The sequence below is a fragment of the Aneurinibacillus sp. REN35 genome, from assembly GCF_041379945.2.
In the GTDB taxonomy this organism is placed as follows: Bacteria; Bacillota; Bacilli; order Aneurinibacillales; family Aneurinibacillaceae; genus Aneurinibacillus.
This window is the reverse complement of sequence record NZ_JBFTXJ020000004.1, coordinates 210,932-230,589: the sequence shown is the minus strand read 5'-3', so window position 1 is coordinate 230,589 and position 19,658 is coordinate 210,932. Positions and strand designations below refer to the sequence as shown.

22 protein-coding genes are annotated in these 19,658 nt (G+C 46.2%); 19 read left to right on the top strand and 3 right to left on the bottom strand.

The features are described 5' to 3' along the window. The first annotated feature begins 13 nt into the window (after positions 1-13). From speD to AB3351_RS10385, 6 genes are all read left to right on the top strand, one after another. A complete protein-coding gene (gene speD / locus AB3351_RS10410; RefSeq protein WP_371147070.1) occupies positions 14-415 on the top strand; it encodes an adenosylmethionine decarboxylase in 402 nt (133 codons plus the stop codon). Between the two features lie 119 nt (positions 416-534). Continuing rightward, a complete protein-coding gene (locus tag AB3351_RS10405; RefSeq protein WP_371147069.1) occupies positions 535-789 on the top strand; it encodes a YlaH-like family protein in 255 nt (84 codons plus the stop codon). Between the two features lie 4 nt (positions 790-793). Further along, positions 794-1,204, top strand: coding sequence for a hypothetical protein (locus AB3351_RS10400; protein ID WP_371147068.1), 411 nt, complete (start codon positions 794-796; stop codon positions 1,202-1,204). Positions 1,205-1,222: 18 nt separating this feature from the next. Then, the gene (locus tag AB3351_RS10395) at positions 1,223-1,501 is read left to right on the top strand and encodes a hypothetical protein (protein ID WP_371147067.1); all 279 of its coding nucleotides are present in this window, start codon (positions 1,223-1,225) and stop codon (positions 1,499-1,501) included. A 92-nt stretch (positions 1,502-1,593) separates the two neighbouring features. Continuing rightward, complete coding sequence (locus AB3351_RS10390; RefSeq protein ID WP_371147066.1) at positions 1,594-3,735, top strand: sigma 54-interacting transcriptional regulator; 2,142 nt, start codon at positions 1,594-1,596, stop codon at positions 3,733-3,735. A 441-nt stretch (positions 3,736-4,176) separates the two neighbouring features. Continuing rightward, positions 4,177-4,632: a pyridoxamine 5'-phosphate oxidase family protein gene (locus AB3351_RS10385; RefSeq protein ID WP_371147065.1), complete on the top strand. Its 456-nt coding sequence runs from the start codon at positions 4,177-4,179 to the stop codon at positions 4,630-4,632. Positions 4,633-4,673: 41 nt separating this feature from the next. Here AB3351_RS10385 and AB3351_RS10380 read toward each other — a convergent pair whose 3' ends face one another. Continuing rightward, positions 4,674-5,207 carry a YhcN/YlaJ family sporulation lipoprotein gene (locus AB3351_RS10380; RefSeq protein ID WP_371147064.1) on the bottom strand — a complete coding sequence of 178 codons (534 nt, stop codon included), beginning with the start codon at positions 5,205-5,207 and terminating at the stop codon, positions 4,674-4,676. Between the two features lie 267 nt (positions 5,208-5,474). Between AB3351_RS10380 and AB3351_RS10375 the strand changes: the two genes are divergently transcribed. From AB3351_RS10375 to AB3351_RS10355, 5 genes are all read left to right on the top strand, one after another. Further along, on the top strand, positions 5,475-6,809 hold the full coding sequence (locus AB3351_RS10375) for a PhoH family protein (protein WP_371147063.1): 1,335 nt from the start codon (positions 5,475-5,477) through the stop codon (positions 6,807-6,809). A gap of 133 nt (positions 6,810-6,942) precedes the next feature. Further along, on the top strand, positions 6,943-7,581 hold the full coding sequence (locus AB3351_RS10370; RefSeq protein ID WP_371147062.1) for an MBL fold metallo-hydrolase: 639 nt from the start codon (positions 6,943-6,945) through the stop codon (positions 7,579-7,581). A 140-nt stretch (positions 7,582-7,721) separates the two neighbouring features. Then, a complete protein-coding gene (locus AB3351_RS10365; RefSeq protein WP_371147061.1) occupies positions 7,722-7,907 on the top strand; it encodes a cbb3-type cytochrome oxidase assembly protein in 186 nt (61 codons plus the stop codon). A 109-nt stretch (positions 7,908-8,016) separates the two neighbouring features. Next, positions 8,017-9,543 carry a diguanylate cyclase gene (locus AB3351_RS10360; protein ID WP_371147060.1) on the top strand — a complete coding sequence of 509 codons (1,527 nt, stop codon included), beginning with the start codon at positions 8,017-8,019 and terminating at the stop codon, positions 9,541-9,543. A 333-nt stretch (positions 9,544-9,876) separates the two neighbouring features. After that, positions 9,877-11,043, top strand: a complete 1,167-nt coding sequence (locus AB3351_RS10355) for a class I SAM-dependent methyltransferase (RefSeq protein ID WP_371147059.1) — start codon at positions 9,877-9,879, stop codon at positions 11,041-11,043. Between the two features lie 44 nt (positions 11,044-11,087). Here AB3351_RS10355 and AB3351_RS10350 read toward each other — a convergent pair whose 3' ends face one another. Next, the gene (locus tag AB3351_RS10350; RefSeq protein ID WP_371147058.1) at positions 11,088-11,375 is read right to left on the bottom strand and encodes a DUF2626 family protein; all 288 of its coding nucleotides are present in this window, start codon (positions 11,373-11,375) and stop codon (positions 11,088-11,090) included. 110 nt (positions 11,376-11,485) lie between these two features. Next, complete coding sequence (locus AB3351_RS10345) at positions 11,486-12,190, bottom strand: helix-turn-helix transcriptional regulator (RefSeq protein ID WP_371147057.1); 705 nt, start codon at positions 12,188-12,190, stop codon at positions 11,486-11,488. Positions 12,191-12,416: 226 nt separating this feature from the next. Here AB3351_RS10345 and AB3351_RS10340 point away from each other — a divergent pair, with 226 nt between their 5' ends. The 8 genes from AB3351_RS10340 to AB3351_RS10305 all read left to right on the top strand — a co-directional run bounded on the left by AB3351_RS10340 (position 12,417) and on the right by AB3351_RS10305 (position 19,567). Then, on the top strand, positions 12,417-12,776 hold the full coding sequence (locus AB3351_RS10340; RefSeq protein WP_206246818.1) for a Spx/MgsR family RNA polymerase-binding regulatory protein: 360 nt from the start codon (positions 12,417-12,419) through the stop codon (positions 12,774-12,776). Between the two features lie 77 nt (positions 12,777-12,853). Continuing rightward, positions 12,854-13,741 carry a 5'-3' exonuclease gene (locus tag AB3351_RS10335; RefSeq protein WP_371147056.1) on the top strand — a complete coding sequence of 296 codons (888 nt, stop codon included), beginning with the start codon at positions 12,854-12,856 and terminating at the stop codon, positions 13,739-13,741. A 19-nt stretch (positions 13,742-13,760) separates the two neighbouring features. After that, a complete protein-coding gene (locus tag AB3351_RS10330; RefSeq protein WP_371147055.1) occupies positions 13,761-14,522 on the top strand; it encodes an enoyl-CoA hydratase/isomerase family protein in 762 nt (253 codons plus the stop codon). A gap of 138 nt (positions 14,523-14,660) precedes the next feature. After that, positions 14,661-15,332 carry an RsfA family transcriptional regulator gene (locus tag AB3351_RS10325; protein WP_371147054.1) on the top strand — a complete coding sequence of 224 codons (672 nt, stop codon included), beginning with the start codon at positions 14,661-14,663 and terminating at the stop codon, positions 15,330-15,332. A gap of 176 nt (positions 15,333-15,508) precedes the next feature. Beyond that, entirely contained in the window at positions 15,509-16,855 is a 1,347-nt protein-coding gene (locus AB3351_RS10320; protein ID WP_371147166.1) for an acetyl-CoA carboxylase biotin carboxylase subunit, read from the top strand. A 13-nt stretch (positions 16,856-16,868) separates the two neighbouring features. Continuing rightward, positions 16,869-17,084, top strand: coding sequence for an acetyl-CoA carboxylase biotin carboxyl carrier protein subunit (locus tag AB3351_RS10315; protein WP_371147053.1), 216 nt, complete (start codon positions 16,869-16,871; stop codon positions 17,082-17,084). Between the two features lie 13 nt (positions 17,085-17,097). Continuing rightward, the gene (locus tag AB3351_RS10310; protein ID WP_371147052.1) at positions 17,098-18,036 is read left to right on the top strand and encodes a hydroxymethylglutaryl-CoA lyase; all 939 of its coding nucleotides are present in this window, start codon (positions 17,098-17,100) and stop codon (positions 18,034-18,036) included. After that, positions 18,011-19,567, top strand: coding sequence for an acyl-CoA carboxylase subunit beta (locus tag AB3351_RS10305; RefSeq protein ID WP_371147051.1), 1,557 nt, complete (start codon positions 18,011-18,013; stop codon positions 19,565-19,567). Before AB3351_RS10310 ends, AB3351_RS10305 begins: the two co-directional genes overlap by 26 nt. The last annotated feature ends 91 nt before the right edge of the window (positions 19,568-19,658 follow it).

The window sequence follows — 19,658 nt, the reverse complement described above, 5'->3', positions numbered from 1 at the left end:
GGGGAGCTGGAAGATGGAATATTCAACTTTCGGCAGACATGTAGCGATTGACGTATGGGGAGTTGACTTTGATCGCCTGAATAGTGCGGAATTTCTGAAGAATCATATGGTAGAAGCGGCGGAAGCATGCGGAGCAACAGTGCTGTCAGTACAAGCGCAGCAATTCGAGCCGCAGGGTGCCACAGTTCTTGTGATGCTCTCAGAAAGCCATATCTCCATCCACACGTATCCAGAGCGCGGCTTTGCTGCCTTGGACTGCTACACATGCGGAGAAACGGTGGATCCACAGGTTGCCATTGACTATATGGTTTCAGTGCTTGCGCCGGAGAAGTATTATGTAAAGAAATTAATTCGCGGTGTCGGTGAGATGGAAGTTGTAACACCAGAAGTGAACCGCAATTATGTTCATGTGTGAACAATATGAAGAAGGAGAGGCCCTATGCCTCTCCTTTTGCTATTTCTGCGGTTGTTTTTTTCTGTCAATCTGTTTAATATGAGAGCATATATGAGTTTTACACAGGTAGGGGACAGGCAATGTATATAAAATTTTTTCTGATTTTTTTATTAACGGCTGTAACATATGAGTTGGGTTTTGCGCAACCGCTTCCGATTCTTAAGAAGGTTTTGGTATATGTTCTGCTGTTTATCGGTACATTTCCGTTAGCGATTCTTAATGCTATGGGATTGCCGATGATTCCGGCTTTGTGTGTAGCTGTTGTTGTGCTATTGTTCGCGCGTTTGCGACGCAAAGACGTCAAGTCGATGCGGGAGAAAGAACAAAGGGGATGAGCGCATGCTGTGGTTAACACCGGTACAGATGACCGAAGACGGTTGGATGCTGGGGAAGGCACGAGCAGCCTATGCAGAAGCGGATCTTCAGCCTATATCGTCTGTACTGCGTGAGATTCATCCGCGCCTGCTTCCTACAGTGAAAGCGGCCATTCTCCCGGATGAGCCGGAGGAGGAAGGGGCTGTAGCGTGCGGTACGGCAGCTGATTTTGATCTGTCTGTGCAAGGAGATATTGTATTTGATGGTAGGCTGTGGCAGTTGTCTCACTGCGGTGAGAGTTTTTTTCAGATGCTGCTGCCGCACGAGGAGGTCAAGGCGCTGTTCGCATCCGCTCCTAAGGTTAAAGTGGAAGCAATGGACCTGATAAGAAATTGGGTGGACAGTGGGTTGTATGCCGTCATCATAAAAGAATAAATGCGAGAGGTGGAAATATTGACGAAGCAATTTGAGAACGCACTGTTTGATTACCTGCAGATTAAGATTGTGTCTGATGCTCGACCGGAAGACAGTGCAGCAAAGAAAACAAGCGAATTTTTTTATTCCATTCTCGAAGAGGATTTTAAGTTAGAGGATGTAGAGTTTGTAAAAGACGAAACGATGTATCGTGTCAAATATACGGCGGATGGCAAGACGAAAACACAGTTCTATGATATCGACGCGCTCGAACAGCTGCTGTCCGCTATCGAAGCGGAGCCGCGCTACGGCCAGTAAGTGATATGGGGATAGGTAAGGTACGGAGGGCGCAGCTTCTCCGTACCTTTATTCTTATCGGCTTTAACTATGGACGAATAAGGAGCGTTTTGATGAAAGTACGGGACTACATGACTGCAAATCCGATTGTTCTATATAAAGAGGAGGCCATTAGCCGCGCTGCTTCCCTTCTATTAGACAATCGAATCGATGGATTGCCTGTCGTAGATGAAGCGTATAAGTTGATTGGCTTAGTAACGAAATCTCACGTATTCCGCGCGTTAAAAAACCATCTTCCAGAAGAGACGGCTGTAGGTACGCTAATGGAGACTCGGCTTGTGACATTGTACGATGATCAGCAGATCTACGAGGATTGGGATGAGGAGCTTGATGCGGGACGTCTTCCGGTTATCGACCGCTCGGGAACGCTTGTTGGAATTTTAACGCGGACAGATATTTTGCGTGCATTTGAGCATCAGACGCGAAAAACGATCTCGCAGTTGGATGCCATTCTGCAGTCCACCTACCATGGCATTGTAGCGATTGATCTGACTGGGCATGTCATGTCTATTAATCAGGCCGCAGAACGTCTTCTTGGCATTTCGCCAAACGATGTCATTCGCACCTCGATTGATGAACTTATCTCTGATCATGCCTTACTGGAACTTTTGCTTTCTTTGGAGAAGAAGCGGATGGTGCGGCTAGATTATGGCGGTCGTAAGCTATTGATTAACCATACTCCGATCGTAACGGATGAAGGCAAAAAAATCGGTATGGCAAGCGTCATGCAGGATATTACGGAACTTGAAGGGATTTCGCAGGAGTTAACCGCTGTCCAGAAGCTAAATCGAGAGCTTGATACGATCATTGAGTCTTCACATGATGGAATTGTTGTGGTGGATCGAAACGGAGTCATCCGGCATTTCAATCAAGCATTTAGCCGAATGACAGGTGTGCCGGCACAGGAGGCAATTGGTACGCTTGAAGAAGAGCTTGAGCGCAAGGGTGTTATCTCTCAGGCTGTCAGCAAGCTGGTATTAGAGAAGAAACAGCGTGTAAGCGTCATTCAGCATGTGGTGAATGGACGTGTACTGCTGTCGACGGGTACGCCGATTTTAGACGATGAAACAGGACAGATTCTTCATATTGTTATGAACTGCCGCGACTTAAGCCAGCTCAACCAGGTGAAAGGGGAGCTTGAAGAAGCGAAGCAGCTCTCTGAGCGTTATCACTCAGAATTAGAAGTGCTGCGTGCTCAACAGATGGAGATTGAAGGCGTCATTGCAGAAAGTGAAGAGATGCGCAATATCTTGCAAATGTGTATGCGTATTGCTCCGGTTGATACATCCATTCTGATTCTTGGGGAATCAGGGGTTGGAAAAGGAGTATTGGCCAAGCTGATTCATCAGCGAAGTGACCGGGCGCGGGGGCCGTTTATCTCCATTAACTGTGGAGCCATTCCGGGTAATTTGCTTGAATCCGAGCTGTTTGGTTATGCGCCGGGCGCTTTTACAGGAGCGCAGCAGAAAGGAAAACCGGGCTTGATCGAGCTTGCAGATGGGGGAACGTTATTTCTTGATGAGATAGGAGAACTCCCGCTTGACCTGCAGGTAAAGCTGCTAACGGTGCTCCAGGAGAAGCTTGTAACCCGCATCGGAGATATAAAGGAGCGGAGCGTTGATTTCCGCCTTGTCGCTGCGACAAATGCCAATCTCCTTGCCAGAGTGCAGGCAGGTACTTTCCGAGAAGACTTGTATTATCGCATTAATGTTGTACCGATTGAGGTGCCGCCGCTGCGCAGACGCAGGGAAGACTTATTTCCGATGATTCGCTATTTCCTTGAAAAGTTCAATGGAAAGCATCAGGTAGGCAAGCGTATTTCTTACGAAGCGTTGGAGCTGATGCAGACATATTCTTGGCCGGGAAATGTGCGTGAGCTAGAAAACATCATCGAGCGTTTGATTGTGACGACGGTAGATCCGGTTATTGATGTTCGTCATCTGCCGAGGACGATGCTGGGTGGACAGGTTCCATCGGTGGCTTTTCCGGCTGAAAACATGCAGCATCATGTAGGTAATGGCGTAGCTGCGATAGAAGAGAGGAAGTCTTCTGTGCCGCTTACACGAGCACAGGAAGAAGAACAGCTCCTTAGGCTGTATGAGCAGTATCAAAGCACCCGCAAAGTAGCACAAATCCTTGGGATTCACCAATCCACGGTTGTACGCCGGCTAAAAAAGTATGAGCAGAAAAAATAAACCGATGCATGTTTGATGCGTGATGCGTATATGATGCGTTTTAGATGCAAAAAGCGATGCGAATGCATCGCTTTTTTATATGATAAAGAGTAACGATCAGAATTTTCCTTGTTAAATAACTTGGCACGAAGCTTGCATTAGTAAATAAGCGGAGAGAATGAACTGATGAACTATCGCAAGCTTCCGGCGGGAGAGGCCGGATAAAGAGAAATCATACAACATAAAAAAAGATATATATAAGATAAATAAAGCAGGAAAAACCTGCACTAGAGTGGAGAGCAACCTAAATGAGCGGCTATTTTTTGTTCTTGCGATAGTTCATTCCCATTCCATCCGTTCCTTTGTTCTGCTGCATCTCCATGTTTTGCATATTGGTAGTTGAGGATATGCTTTTATTCGTTGTACAATAAGAATATCCTCAGATGTAAGGAGGTTTTGCTTATGGCAGAAGTTGTAGCACAATCTCTGAGCCAGGAGCTGCTGGCACTACTACAAGATGAGAGGTTTGCGATGCTGTCTTCGGTGAGCAAGGCATCAGGCGGGCCGTATGTCAGTGCGATCTCTTGGGTGTATGCACCGAATGTTTCTACTATCATGTTCGCTGTAAACAGCAAATCAGTTATTGTCGAGAACATCCAGCACAACAGCCATGTTGTGCTTAATGTGTTTGCGACGGGCTCTTTTTACTCCATTAGCGGACACGCGCACATCAAAGCCGAGCGGATGGAGCATGTACCATTGAAATTAACATTGATTGAAATGATGATTGAAGAAGTACGTGATGTGATGTTTTATGGCTCACGTATTGCAATTGAACCGCATTATGAGAAAACATACGATGCGCGTGCTGCGCAAAAGCTGGATAATCAAGTAATGCAAGCGCTTAAAAATGCCTAGTCGGATGACCAGGCATTTTTTTGTTTTTTGGAATGAAGTTTTTACTGGCCTTGCTTCGTAGGAGTCTGTGCAGGCGGTTGATTGCGTCTTGGTTCTGGATGTGGTGCTTGCGGAACCAGTCGGCCTGCGATGTCAGCTAATTCTTCTGCAAATCCAGAAACGGGTCGGCCGCGGCGAATGTCTTCATTCATTTCCCGAAGACGCTGTACAATATCAGGATCAGCGGTAACGAGAGCACGAGCTCCCTGCGGGTCTTCTCGCAGCGCTTCCGCAACAGAGTATTTAATCGTGCCGACGCGAGCGCGGTCAAGCTTGGCATCAACATTAATTCCTACGATGGCAACTTTCCCAAAGACAATAGCGGTAGCTCCTTGAACGCGAGGAATGTCTGAGGCAAGAGAAGCCAGTCGATCCGCCGTTGCTTTTGGGTTTTGTGGCTTGCCAGGTTCGGGTGCGGTTTGTTGTACTCGCTGGGTTTCGGTTTTATTAGTTGGCTGACCTGATTTGGCCGCATTGTTCTGCCCGCATCCGGAGACGATAAGAATAGCAAGCAGCAGTATAGAGCGCTTCTTCATTTTGTTCCATCCTTTCTGGCATTAACTGCAGTTCTTTATGCGTAGTGTGGCGCAAAAAGGAAGGAGGCATACATGATTTTTCCTTCTAGAATATTTTTTGTAACATACACTAACAACAAACCTCCATAAACCATAAAGTAAAGTAAAGCGAATATATTGCTGAACATTTCTTATCTGTTCTTTTATAAGCAGAAAGCTTTCGGCAATCGCATTCTGGCGTTTGCTAGTAGGATAAGCATCTATATATATTGCCCGGGAGGCGAGACATTGAAAAAAATCTATGTCTTAGATACGAATGTACTGCTACAGGATCCGCTGGCGATTTTTTCATTTCAAGATAATGATATAGTGCTGCCAGCTGTTGTGCTTGAAGAAGTGGATTCAAAAAAACGCTTAATGGATGAAATCGGCAGAAATGCCAGACATACGGCTCGCTTGCTTGATGGACTGCGGGCGAAAGGACATCTTCATAATGGGGTTGAACTTGAAAGTGGCGGGCATCTGCGGGTCGAATTGAATCATCGGTCATTTTCCCGCATGCACGAGCTATTCCATGATATGACCAACGATAACCGGATTCTTGCTGTCGCAATGAATCTTTATACAGAAGAGCAGCAGAAAGAATCGCCGCGCGCCGTGATTCTCGTATCGAAGGATGCGCTGTTGCGCGTGAAGGCGGATGCGCTCGGTCTTCCGGTGGAGGATTTTTTGTCTGACCGTGTGGTGCATGAGTTCTCCAGCCTCTACCAGGGTTATACAACCATACAGGTTCCAGTGAACGCGATTCAACAGTTTTATGGCACCGGATTTCTTGATTTGACGCATGTACTGCCTCACCATACATTTTTGCCGAATGAGTTTCTTATTCTAAAAGACGAGCTGGGCTCATCTTCATCTGCGATTGGGCGCATTAGTGGAGATGGAAAGCAACTCCTTCCACTCGTATTCGGCGATGAGATCATCTGGGGTGTAAAAGCGCGCAATGCGCAGCAAAAAATGGCGATGGAGCTTCTGTTGAACAAAGACATTCCTCTTGTTACGCTGACCGGTAAGGCAGGGACAGGGAAGACACTGCTCTCATTAGCGGCCGGGCTGATGCAGACAGAGGATGAGCGTGCTTATAAGAAGTTGCTGGTGGCGCGTCCGATTGTACCGCTTGGTAAAGACATTGGGTATCTGCCCGGTGAGAAGGAAGAGAAGCTGCGTCCGTGGATGCAGCCAATTTATGATAATCTGGAATATTTATTTAATACGAAGCAGTCTAAGGACTTGGATAAAATTCTGGCCGGGCTAGGAAGCATTCAAGTCGAAGCATTGACCTATATTCGCGGACGCAGCATTCCTGAGCAATTCATTATTATTGATGAGGCGCAGAACTTGACGAAACACGAGGTAAAGACGATCTTAACGCGGGTCGGTGAGAATAGTAAAATTATTCTAATGGGCGATCCGCAGCAAATCGACCATCCGTATCTTGATGAGGTAAACAACGGGTTAACCTATGTGGTCGAAATGTTCAAAAATGAAAAAATGTCAGGCCATATTACGCTTAAGAAGGGGGAACGTTCTTCACTTGCGCAGCTGGCCGCCGACTTATTATAAGGGAAGGTACATGAAGCTTCGCCTCGCTGTAGGTGAAGCTTTCGCTTTTCCTTTTTATAAAGAGTAGACTAGAATAGGAGATGGAAGAAAAAGAGGTTCCATATGAAATTTGATAAAAGATTTGGAGGGTTTATTGTTGCGTATTCATTCTTTTCCTTTGGGTCCATTACAGACGAATTGTTATATTGTAGCCAATGAGCAAACGAACGAAGCGATTATTATTGATGCAGGCATACAGCCAGGAGAGCTGCTGGATAAGGCGGCGGATTATCATATCCAAGGCATTCTCTTAACGCATGCGCATTTTGACCATATGGGTGGATTGGAGCAGGTTCGCAAAAAAACCGGAGCACCTGTATATATTCATGCGAGCGAGCAAGAGTGGCTGACCAATCCCGACCTGAATGGGTCTTCACGCTGGCCGATGATTGGCGGGGCGATGACGAGTGCGCAGGCAGAGCATGAAGTACAAGAGGGGGATGTGCTTTCGCTTGCCGGGCTGCGTATTGAAGTGCTTGAGACGCCAGGACATACGCCGGGTGGAGTGTCGTTTTTTATTGAAGGAGAATTATTCAGTGGCGATACGTTGTTTGCTCACTCAATCGGACGCACAGATCTGCCGGGTGGCAACTATGAACAGCTTATTACAAGTATCCGGAAGAAGCTGATGCCGCTGCCGGAAGAAACGCGTGTATATCCGGGGCATGGACCGGATACAACCATTGGTTTTGAGAAACTGCATAATCCGTTTATTGCAGAAACGCTGCGGTAATACTAAGGTTGTCACATATTTTTCACAGCCTGGCAATTTATAGGTCACACGCTGTGTTAAAACATTGCTAAACTAAGGGATAGAATGGAAGTCTAGTAGGGTATGGGGATTTTACTTTCAAGAAAAGGGATGATGAATCAATGCTATTTGGATTATCCATTGGAACATGGATGCTCATCACGATTATGATTTGTTTCTCCGGTTCAGCACTGCTTATCTGGTATGCAGCTAAAGAAAGCGGACAATTTGATGACGTAGAAGGTGTCAAATACCGTATGCTTGAAGAAGAGTCTGCGGTTGATGTGCCGATTGATGCCAAAAGATAAAAAGAAAGCATACTCGTCAGGAGTATGCTTTTTTTATCATTTCATATAGATGGATTCGGTGTACAATAGAATGAAAAAGACTGGATGAAGCTAGTATGAGGTGGTTATGGTGAGCAATAAGTTTTCCCGGAAACAGGCAGAACGGCATATTCGTCTGCTTCGTCTATTGAATGAGATGAATATTTATATAGCCGAGGCAACAGAACTTGAAGCCGCCCTTGCATTTGCTGGTCAGGTAATTGAACGCGCATGTGGTGCAGGCATCTGTGTTTCCCTTATAGAAGAGGAGGAGCAAAACCTGCAAGTATGGCTGGATACGGACCGGGAAGAAAGCAGATACTGCTATATACTTGCCCCCCATACGGCAGAGAAGCGAGCGCTAGAAGAGAGAGCGCTTCAGTTGCTGTATCCGAAAAGGGAGCAGACTCACTTCACCTTTCTTCCGCTGCAGAATTATGGAATGGTTTGTCTGCTGCCCATCTGCTATAAGGGAGAGCGACAGGGGATTTTACATGTATATCATCAAAAGGAAATCGAATTGGATTCTTACCTGCTTGAGTTTTTGGAAGGGGTAGCTATTCGCCTTGGAATAGCAGTGCGCAATTGGCAGCAACAGCAGGACTTACAATACCAGCGTCGTAAATTTCAGTTTCTGTTTGATATGATGGAGAGAGCAGTCGATGTAGACAGAGGACTTCATGACGTACTTGACCTTGTACAATACGAGATTGCAGGGACATTTGCTTGTTCGCGTGTCTTGATTGGTCTTGTGGATGAACAGGGGAAAAAGATTGTGCTTGCAAACATAAATGGAGAGAACGAAGCGGAGTGGGCGGCCTTCTTAACTCTTCCGCCGACTCCTGGCTGTGATCGCAGACATGAGGAGGCATTCCGAACGGGGATGCCGGTTGTAGTACAGAATGCAAGGCAGGATGAGCGTTGTGGGGATGCTGCACGTTTGCTTGCCTTATATAGCGGAGTCACGGTCCCTATTATGTATAAGGATAAACCTCTTGGTATCATTTATGCTGATAACAGTGATTATCGGCGCTTTACCGATATGCAGCTTCAATTTTTAATTGCAATTGCCCGGCAGTTAGGCACAATCATTACGAACGTGCAGCAGTATGAGCATATTAAGACGCTGGCGATAACTGACGGGTTAACCGGACTGCATACGAGGCAATATTTCGCAGAGCGGTATGCGGAAGAATATGCACGAGCAGTGCGTTACAACAGTCCATTATGTCTTATCATGATTGATATTGATGATTTTAAAAAAATCAATGATACATACGGGCATATTACCGGGGATCAAGTATTAGAAGCGGTGGCTTTAATGCTTCAGAACCAGGTTCGAGCATATGATATTGTGGCCCGTTATGGAGGAGAAGAGTTGATCCTGCTCCTGCCGCGTACGCGCTTAGAGGATGCGTTTCATATTGCCGAACGCATTCAGCGCTCCTTTCACTCTCTTGCCTTTCCATTCAAGATTACGGCAAGCATTGGGCTTGCTTCGTATCCTCAACATGCCAACGATAAGGAAGAACTTCTTATGCGGGTAGATGACGCGATGTACCGTGCTAAGCATCAAGGTAAGGATCAGATTAAGATTGCCCATGCTTTGACTGAGTAATCGAGCTAGTAGCTGCTGTACGTAAAAAATTTCTGTGGGCGGCTTCTTTGTTTGTGTGTAAATTAAATGCAGCCTCCTTTTCTGAATAGTAGTACCTTGTTAGCTATCAGAAAATAGTAAAACACCACCTTGGGGTAAAGGTGGTGTTTAGGGGGAGGATTAGAATTAGAGTTAAACTAATAGGGTGGGGCAATGCCCCTGGGTTTTACATATGGGATGTTACTTACATAATAAATCTATCTTTTAACTGTGTCAATGGTGTTAAAGAAAAAATTTTTCATTCAACAATCCATACTGGGATGCAGATGGAGAAAAAAGAGAGGAAGAAGCAATGTGGATGTCACTTACGCCATTCAACAGGCGATTCGGGAAGCGTCCCAAAAGAGAATTACATTTCATGATTATATGGCCTATGCACTGTATGCAAAAGAAGGCGGATATTACGAACAAAAAAAGCAGAAAATCGGCAAAGAGGGGGATTTTTACACAAACGCTTCCGTTGGATCGGTGTATGGAGAAGTAGTAGCTGACGTATTGTGTGAGATGCTGGGCAAACTATCTCACCACACTCCTATGCTTGTGGAGATGGGAGGCGGTACAGGGCAGTTAGGCGCTCAGATTCTGCACCGTTTACAGAAAAAAGGATGGCTGGAGGAGTTGGGTCTTCCCTGTACATACATCATGATTGAAGCTAGTGAGTACCATCGTAGCATACAGCAGGCGGTGCTTGCTTCGTTTCAAGATAGTGTCAAACTTGAATGGTATGAGAGCATTGACGAAGCGAAGAAGGCATATCCCGAGCTGTACGGTGTGCTGTTCTCTAATGAATTGCCAGACGCCTTTCCTGTACACCTGATTGAATATTGGGAGGGGAGATGGCAGGAGGTGTATGTAGCCGAGTCCGAGACTGACGGGGCGCATGCTTCGTTTGTGGAGCGCTTAGGTCCACTCTCTGATCCGGGATTATCTGAGTATATAAAAAAAGAGTCCATTCCACCGATTGAGGGATATCGGACCGAGGTGAATCTGAACAGTCTGAGGTGGTTGAGAGAGGCAGGGCAGTGGCTGAAGGAAGGATATGTACTAACCATCGACTATGGCTATGAACGCAATGCATTATATGCGCCTTCAAGGCAGCGAGGGACACTATTGTGCTATCGGAATCATCAGATGAGCGAGAATCCATATGAGGCTCCCGGTGAAACGGATATCACTTCCCATGTTAATTTTTCGGCGCTTATGGATTTAGGAGATCAGATCGATCTTACATTGCTCGGATTTTATACGCAGCAGGAGTTTTTGATGCAGGCAGGTATATTGGAGTATCTTGTGCCGCATGAAGGTGGAGACCCGTTCCGCAATGAGTCTGCAAAGCGGAATCGTGCCGTTCGTCAGCTCATCATGCCAGAAGGAATGGGACGGACATTTAAAGTATTGCTCCAAGGCAAGCAGGTAGATGCAGATCTGACATGCTGCAAGTCTTGGAAACCATCTATGTAAATAAAAGAAACGGAGCGGAAAATTCCGCTCCGTTTTGTTTGTAATTAGAGATATGAGGACACTGTGTTTACAACTGCGCTTGCATGATCGCCGTCTAGGTTCGTCGGATACTCGCCGAAGAATGCATAAAACATGAATCCAGTAAATGCCAACAGCAGATACGTCATAAAAATCATCATGTATGTTCTTTCCGAGAGATCGACAAAGCTTAAAGCGAGGAACATGCCCGTTTGAGCAAAGAATAATAATGCCATGCTTTGAAGTCCACCCCATAACCCCATTAGCGCAATAACCAGGCAAAAAAATGCCAATACGCGGTACATGCGTGCCATCTCTAATTCCCTCCTTTTACTGCTGTTATTAGATAAATGTGTCAATCATTCTTATTATAATAGAGCTGCCAAGTACTGTAAATGTCTAGGTTTGTCCAATATATGACACATCAAGATAAGCGCAAGAGCGTATAGTCGCATGACTTGCATCCTGCAAGCATGGAGTTCTCTTCAATTAAAGAGATGTCTTCGCCAAAATACGTTTCGAAGATACCAAGCAACAGTGCATGGTGCATCCGGCAGATACTTTCCGGATTTTTGACTGCTGATTCTTTGAATGTGCAGTTATATACACGGAAGCGAAGATTTTGCTCATCAAGAAGTTCGATTTCTGGATTCAGCCCTTGCGCAAGTACCAAGCGGTGGATCGAATTGATTTTTTCCTCCGGCTTCATCTCGGAGATGCCGGTACGTTCTCTTTCGATGGCCTGCCGTGCCGCTTCATGCCCGAATCTTCTTCCCATATCGTAAAGCGCTTTCTGTCCCATATCGCCTAAAGAAAGAAGCGTCTCAATAGCGATAGTAGCTAATAATTGATAATCCCGAGGCGGAAATTGAAGGCTGATAACCTGGTCGGATAATGAATACAAACGGCTGGGACGACCGCCTTTTCCTGTTTTCTCAGAGGTGGAATCTAGAAGATTCACATCTTCAAGTTTTGTCAGGTGAAGACGTGCGACATTTGGATGAATATCGAACTGTTCGGCCATTTCCTGCACGGTAACTGAGCTGTGTTTTGACACGATGTATTGGTAAATGGAAAAGCGGGTCGGGTCAGCGAGCACGCTCGTTAGTTTTAAAGTTTCATTTTCCACTGGTAGTCCCCCTCAAAATTCTTCTATCTGGAGTTAATTATAGTACAAATAAAGGAAAGGGTAAATGAAACTTTTGTAAACACTATTGACATAGAATAAAGCACAATAATATAATTAAGTTGATTTAGAAGATAGGGATTTTAAATTTATCTCACTTTAGTTTTTTTATAAGCTATATATTAGTTATTAATCTTAGCGGGATTAGTTGACAAGGAGATGACCGGGGATGAGTGATCACCATCTGACATTCTATACTTATCCAAGCTGCACCTCTTGCCGTAAAGCGAAAGCGTTCTTAAAAGAAAAAGGCATCGAGTATGATGAGCGCCATCTGTTCAAAAACCCTCCTTCATCTGAAGAATTGTTAGAAATTATAAAAATGACTAACAACGGAACGGACGACATCCTCTCAACACGCAGCCGTAAGTTTAAAGAGCTAGATAAGGATATTGAAGATATGAGCGTCTCTGAACTATTGGAGATGGTGAGCGAAGAGCCGAGATTACTTCGCCGTCCAATTATTTTTGACGGGGAGAATCTGATTATTGGCTATAATCGCAGTGCAATGCAAGATTTACTAGCATAATATTACATCAAACTACTGTGAGTAAAGGCCGACGGAATTTCCGTCGGCCTTTTATGCTACAATAAGAGCTGGAGGAGATGACGTTGCAACCACATAAAATTATGCTTGTAGACGGCATGAGTCTGCTGTTTCGCGGCTACTATGCACTGGTGAATCGTGGACCGATGTATGCGAAGAATGGTTATCCGACAAATGCGGTTTATGGATTCATGCAATATTTTTTTGATGCGATCGGCACTTTTGCCCCTACCCATATCATCTGCTGTTGGGATATGGGAGCGAAGACGTTTCGCAATGAGAAGTTCCCCGCATATAAAGCGAATCGGGGAGAGGCACCGGATGATTTACTGCCGCAGTTTGAATTAGTCAAGGACATGGTAGCATCTCTTGGTGTGCCGAATATAGGTGTTGCGGGCTATGAGGCGGATGATGTGATCGGTTCGCTAAGCCATGTCTTTGCTAAAGAAGCGCAGGTAATTATCCTTACAGGCGATCATGATGCACTGCAATTAATCGAAGAGAATGTCCATGTCGCCATCATGAAAAAAGGGCTCTCCAATTATAAAGTATATACCCTCGATGTTCTGCATGCGGAAAAGGGATTAAGCCCTATTCAAATGGTGGACGTCAAAGGACTGATGGGTGATGCATCCGACAATTATCCGGGTGTTAAAGGCATTGGGGAGAAGACGGCGATTAAGCTCATCAGCGAGTACGAGACGATTGAGAACTTACTAGTCAATATAGATAAGCTATCTCCAAGCTTGCGTAAGAAGATTACAGAAGGAATTGATATGCTTCATCTATCTCGTGAATTGGCCACCATAAAAAAAGAAGTGGAGTGCGGCATCCTGCTTGACGATTGCGTATGGTGTATCGATATGGAACGGGCGCAGAAGAAGTTTGCCGAGTATGAGATTCATCGCCTGCTCAACCGGCTGACTGAATATACGACAAATACATAAACGATAGAGGAGAGAGAGCATGAATACGATTTTGGTAGACAAACAGGATGGAATCGCTGTAATTACACTAAACCGCCCGGCTGTCCGGAATGCCATCAGTTTTGAAATGGTAGAAGAGTTGGATGAATGCCTTGATACGCTTGCAGCCGATGAAAGTGTAAAGGTTATTGTCTTTACAGGAGCAGGAGATAAAGCATTCGTATCCGGCGGAGACCTAGATCAGTTTCTGTCTGTACGTACGAAGGATAAGTCCTACCCGATGCTTATGCGCGTGGGTCGCCTGCTTAGCAAGATCGACCGCTACCCGAAGCCGACGATTGCAATGATTAACGGAGCTGCGATCGGAGGCGGATGTGAGTTTGCAGCCGCTTGTCGTTTTCGTATGGCGAGCGATCAAGCGAAGATGGGGTTTGTCCAGATTGGGATGCATATCATTACCGGCTGGGGAAGCGGCACGCGCTTGATGGAGAAGATTGGTACGAACAATGCGCTTACACTGCTGTTAACGGGCGATCTGTTCGATGCCGCATCAGGTAAGGAGATCGGTTTTATTGATCGTGTATATACTCATGATACGCTGCGCAGTGAAGTAATGGCATTTGCGGCTAAAATTGCAGATAAGCCGCTCGCTGGCATTGAAGCATATATGAAAGTGGCTAAAATGGTTGATTCCGGTCTTGCGCGAGAAGTCTGCATTGAAGAAGAAATCGATTTGTGCTCTTCGCTTTGGGGCTCTGATGCCCACTATGGCGTGGTTCAGAAGTTTTTGCAGAAAAAATAGACGACCCTCTAATTTCTCCGTTTAAATCTTTTAGCCGTTGGACATACTATTTTACTAGAAAATCATTCTATGAAATCTAGCAAGTGCATAAAAATAGTGGTAACAAGGCAATTGCGAAATAAACGGAGGGATTCGAATATGACGGCTACACGCCAAGATGCATGGTCGGCGGATGATGATCTGTTGCTGGCCGAAGTAACGCTGCGTCACATTCGCGAAGGCAGCACGCAATTATGCGCATTTGAAGAAGTGGGCGAGAAGCTTAGCAGAACAGCCGCAGCATGCGGTTTTCGTTGGAATAGTGCGGTGCGTAAGCGGTATGAGGATGCGATTCAGATTGCGAAGGCGCACCGCCAGGAGCGGAAAAAAGCGAAGCGAAAGCTAAAAAGTACGGCTCCTCTTACATTGGTGGAGGAGAGAAGTCTAGCAGACCAAGCTTCTGAGATTACAGAAGAGGTTATCGGTACATCGCGGGAGAGAGAATTGCAGGAAGAACTTTCGCTTGATACGGTTATCCGCTTTTTGCGCGGGCAGAAGGATACGTTTAAGCGTGTCAAGCAGCTAGAGAGAGAGGCGGAAGAAAGTCGTGCGGAGCTAGAGGTGCTGCGTGCGGAGAATGAGAGCCTCAGAGAAGAACTCTCTTTGATGAAATCGGACTATCAAATCGTCAATGACGATTATAAAGCGCTCATTCAAATTATGGACCGCGCGCGTAAGATGGCATTTCTCGGCAACGAAGAAGAAGTTGATATGAAGCATCGTTTCAAAATGGATGCGAATGGCAACCTTGAACGTGTAGATTTTAGATAAGACAATCGTACAAAGACAGAATAGAGGCGAATTGCGGATGCCATCTATTCTGTCTTTTTTTGTGCAGGTGAATTAAAAAAATTTCGAAAGTAAAAAGGGATTTGCAGACGTGTGTAGAAAACAACATACAGTGACTTATTTTTACATATTGCGCATGAGAGGGTGAACAAATGGAGATTAACACGGTTCTTATTGCGAATCGGGGGGAAATCGCCCGTCGAATCATACGAACATGCAAAGCGAAAGGAATCCGCACGATTGCCGTCCACTCGGAAGCGGATGCCTCCATGCCTTTTGTGCGGGAAGCGGATGTGGCACAACTTATTGGGCCGCCACCGGTTGCACAAAGCTATTTGAATATGGAAGCGATCCTTGCAGCTGCTAAAGAACATGGAGCTGATGCCATTCATCCGGGATACGGGCTGCTGTCTGAGAACGGTCGTTTTGCTAGACGCTGTGCGGAAGAGGGCATTGTTTTCATCGGTCCAAAACCAGAAGTGATGGAGGATATGGGAGATAAAATCCGCGCCCGCAGCAAGATGATAGCGGCAGGCGTGCCGGTGGTTCCTGGATATAATGGGAATATACCGGATGCGGATGAAGCGTGCCGCATTGCAGGTGAAATCGGCTATCCCGTTATGCTCAAAGCGAGCGCAGGTGGCGGCGGCATTGGTATGCAGGTATGCCAAAGTGATGAAGACGTAAGAAAAGCGTTTCAATCCGCTAAAGGACGTGCAAAAGCGTATTTTGGCAACGATGATATGTTTATTGAGAAATATATTGACAGTCCGCACCATATTGAAGTGCAGATTGCCGGAGATGAGCACGGGACGATTGTACATTTATTTGAGCGGGAATGCTCTGTACAGCGCCGCCATCAGAAGGTCATTGAGGAAAGCCCATCACCGTTTCTCGATCAGACTACACGGAAGAGAATTTGTGAGGCTGCGGTACAGGCGGCCCAAGCGGTGGCATATACAGGAGTAGGTACGGTCGAATTTATCATGGATGGAGAGAAGGAGTTTTTCTTCTTGGAGATGAATACGCGTCTGCAGGTAGAACACCCTGTCACTGAAGTGGTAACAGGCTTTGACCTTGTAGAGATGCAGCTCTCAATCGCTGAAGGGAAAGCGCTATCATTTGCCCAGGAGGATGTAGAACAGCGGGGGCATGCGATTGAACTTCGTATTTATGCGGAAGACCCGGTAACATTCATGCCGTCACCTGGTACGATTTCGCGCTATGAGCAGCCTGTGGGTACAGGTATTCGTGTCGATGATGCGGTTGAATCCGGCTTGGCAATTACTCCTTTTTATGATCCGATGATCGGCAAGCTCATCGTAAGCGGTGAGACGCGTGAAGCGGCAATGGACAGAGCGAAGGAAGCGGTTGCAGCCTATGTGATTGAAGGAATTAAGACGAACCTACCTATGCTTGATGAAGTATTGCATAATGAGGTGTTCCAATCCGGTATTTATACGACACAATTCATTCAGCAGATGAAGAGATTAACTAACAAATAGGAGGAACTTTAAGATGAAACAGATCGTAGCGAATATGGCAGGTACAGTAATCAACGTATTAGTGGGTCAAGGCGAAGAGGTACAGGCAGGTGCCGATGTAGTAATGTTAGAATCCATGAAGATGGAAGTGCCGGTTACAGCCGAAGCAGCAGGTAAAGTAGCGGCAGTAAAAGTAAATGTCGGCGATTTTGTGAATGAAGGAGACGTATTAATCGAGCTTGAAGGGTAAGGAGGGTGAGAGAATGGCCGATCAGGTTACCCTTTTTGAAGTTGGTCCGCGTGATGGACTCCAAAATGAAAAAGATATCATTGATACTTCCGTTAAAATCGAACTGATTGAGCGATTAGTCAGTTCGGGACTTCGCAAAATTGAAGCAACTTCTTTTGTGAACCCGAAGTGGATTCCGCAGCTTGCCGATGCGGCTGACGTATTGAATCGCATTCAGAGAGAACCTGGCGTAGTATACAGTGCGCTCGTGCCAAATATAAGAGGATTGGAACGGGCAAAAAAAGCAGAAATTCAAGAGATTGCAGTATTCATGTCTTCAAGCGAAGCGCACAATAAAAGCAACATCAACAAAACGATTGCGGAGACGTATCCCGTACTTCGCGAAGTTGTCGAAGCGGGTATGGCAGCGGGCATGCGGGTGCGCGGCTATGTTTCTACGGCATTCGGTTGCCCATATGAAGGTGATGTGTCCCTTGCATCGGTAGCTCGTGTTACGGAAGGGCTGCTGCATATGGGTGTGTATGAAGTTTCCATCGGTGATACCATCGGAGTAGGAACCCCAGGACAGGTGAAAGAGCGGTTTGTTTCTCTGATTGAGCAATTTGGAGCGGAACGTTTGGCCGGTCATTTTCATGACACGCGTGGTACCGGGCTTGCCAACGTATATGCAGCGTTTGAAGCGGGCATTCGAACGTTCGATAGCTCCATTGGCGGCTTGGGCGGATGTCCGTATGCTCCTGGAGCCTCCGGAAATATATCTACTGAAGATGTAGTATACATGCTGCACGGTATGGGAGTTGAGACCGGCGTTAACTTAGAGAAGCTGGTTGAGACCGGTGCTTTTATTGAACGAGTATTACAGCGCACGCTGCCTTCGCGGGTGCTTGCAGCGATGAAAAATACAGGCAAGGAAGGGGAATGCGGTAATGAGCAATACACAGCAGGCCAATAAAACACTTGAAGAGACGCTTCACGAACGGATTGAGCAGATTCACCGCGGCGGCGCGGATAAATATCATGCAAAGAATAAAGAACAAAACAAGCTGTTCGTGCGTGATCGACTTCAACTGCTGTTCGATGACGAATTCCAGCTTGAAGATGGATTGTTTGCTAATTTTATGGCAGGTGATCTGCCTGCAGATGGGGTCGTAACTGCCATCGGTAAAGTAAACGGCCAGACTGTATGCGTAATGGCCAATGATTCAACCGTAAAGGCGGGTTCTTGGGGAGCGCGTACTGTAGAGAAAATTATTCGGATTCAAGAAACGGCTGAAAAGCTGCGCGTACCGATGATTTATCTGGTAGATTCCGCAGGTGCGCGCATCACAGATCAAATAGAGATGTTTCCGGGCCGACGTGGTGCGGGACGTATTTTCTACAATCAAGTGAAAATGTCGGGTATGGTACCGCAGGTATGCGTGTTGTTCGGCCCATCCGCAGCCGGTGGGGCGTATATTCCGGCGTTTTGCGACATCGTCATTATGGTAGAGGGCAATGCGAGCATGTATCTGGGTTCTCCGCGCATGGCCGAGATGGTTATTGGGGAGAAGGTAACGCTTGAAGAAATGGGCGGCGCCCGCATGCACTGCTCTGTAAGCGGCTGCGGTGATGTGCTGGCTGCCTCAGAACAGGAAGCGATTGCATCAGCACGTCAGTATCTCTCGTATTTCCCAGCCAATTTCAGTGAGAAACCCCCGGTGCGTGAAGCAAAAGCACCAAAGGCAGAAGTGCGCAGCGTAGAAGAAATTGTTCCTACGAATCAGAATGCGCCATTTAATATGCATGAGCTTATTGATTCGATTGTAGATGAAGGCTCGTTTTTTGAGATGAAGAAACTGTTTGCAGCCGAGCTTGTAACCGGATTTGCCCGCATGGATGGGAAGCCGGTAGGGATTATCGCAAACCAACCGCGTGTTAAAGGCGGAGTGCTTTTCGTAGATTCGGCTGACAAATCGGCTCGCTTTATCACATTATGTGATGCCTACGGGATTCCTGTACTGTTCCTTGCCGATGTCCCAGGTTTTATGATTGGAACAAAAGTAGAGCGAGCTGGCATTATTCGACATGGCGCTAAAATGATCTCGGCAATGTCTGAAGCGACAGTACCTAAGATCTCCGTGATTGTACGTAAAGCATATGGTGCGGGTCTTTATGCAATGGCAGGCCCTGCGTTTGAGCCGGATTGCTGCTTGGCACTGCCTACCGCACAGATCGCTGTAATGGGACCGGAAGCAGCAGTTAATGCTGTATACAGCAACAAAATCAATGCGATTGAAGATCCAAAAGAACGTCAGGAATTCATTATGGAGAAGCGTAAAGAATATCAGGAGGACATTGATATCTATCGTCTGGCTTCTGAGCTTATTATTGATGGCATTGTAGAAGGGAATAATCTGCGTCAGGAGTTGATTGGCCGTCTGAAGGCATATGAGAGCAAACATCTGACCTTCTCGCATCGCAAGCATCCTGTCTATCCTGTATAGAATGTTACAGATGCAGCTTGCTCCTTGATTGGCGTTTCCGAATGAACGCGAATGTGCTATGATGAGACATAATTGATAGCGATTGAGGAGT

What these genes read in the sequence shown, in the direction of transcription:
- speD (WP_371147070.1), top strand. Translation starts at nt 14, where the DNA reads ATGGAATATTCAACTTTCGGCAGACATGTAGCGATTGACGTATGGGGA.
- AB3351_RS10350 (WP_371147058.1), bottom strand. Translation starts at nt 11,375, where the DNA reads ATGGCACGCATGTACCGCGTATTGGCATTTTTTTGCCTGGTTATTGCG.
- AB3351_RS10400 (WP_371147068.1), top strand. Translation starts at nt 794, where the DNA reads ATGCTGTGGTTAACACCGGTACAGATGACCGAAGACGGTTGGATGCTG.
- AB3351_RS10315 (WP_371147053.1), top strand. Translation starts at nt 16,869, where the DNA reads ATGAAACAGATCGTAGCGAATATGGCAGGTACAGTAATCAACGTATTA.
- AB3351_RS10325 (WP_371147054.1), top strand. Translation starts at nt 14,661, where the DNA reads ATGACGGCTACACGCCAAGATGCATGGTCGGCGGATGATGATCTGTTG.
- AB3351_RS10405 (WP_371147069.1), top strand. Translation starts at nt 535, where the DNA reads ATGTATATAAAATTTTTTCTGATTTTTTTATTAACGGCTGTAACATAT.
- AB3351_RS10305 (WP_371147051.1), top strand. Translation starts at nt 18,011, where the DNA reads ATGAGCAATACACAGCAGGCCAATAAAACACTTGAAGAGACGCTTCAC.
- AB3351_RS10390 (WP_371147066.1), top strand. Translation starts at nt 1,594, where the DNA reads ATGAAAGTACGGGACTACATGACTGCAAATCCGATTGTTCTATATAAA.
- AB3351_RS10330 (WP_371147055.1), top strand. Translation starts at nt 13,761, where the DNA reads ATGAATACGATTTTGGTAGACAAACAGGATGGAATCGCTGTAATTACA.
- AB3351_RS10380 (WP_371147064.1), bottom strand. Translation starts at nt 5,207, where the DNA reads ATGAAGAAGCGCTCTATACTGCTGCTTGCTATTCTTATCGTCTCCGGA.
- AB3351_RS10340 (WP_206246818.1), top strand. Translation starts at nt 12,417, where the DNA reads ATGAGTGATCACCATCTGACATTCTATACTTATCCAAGCTGCACCTCT.
- AB3351_RS10385 (WP_371147065.1), top strand. Translation starts at nt 4,177, where the DNA reads ATGGCAGAAGTTGTAGCACAATCTCTGAGCCAGGAGCTGCTGGCACTA.
- AB3351_RS10335 (WP_371147056.1), top strand. Translation starts at nt 12,854, where the DNA reads ATGACGTTGCAACCACATAAAATTATGCTTGTAGACGGCATGAGTCTG.
- AB3351_RS10365 (WP_371147061.1), top strand. Translation starts at nt 7,722, where the DNA reads ATGCTATTTGGATTATCCATTGGAACATGGATGCTCATCACGATTATG.
- AB3351_RS10310 (WP_371147052.1), top strand. Translation starts at nt 17,098, where the DNA reads ATGGCCGATCAGGTTACCCTTTTTGAAGTTGGTCCGCGTGATGGACTC.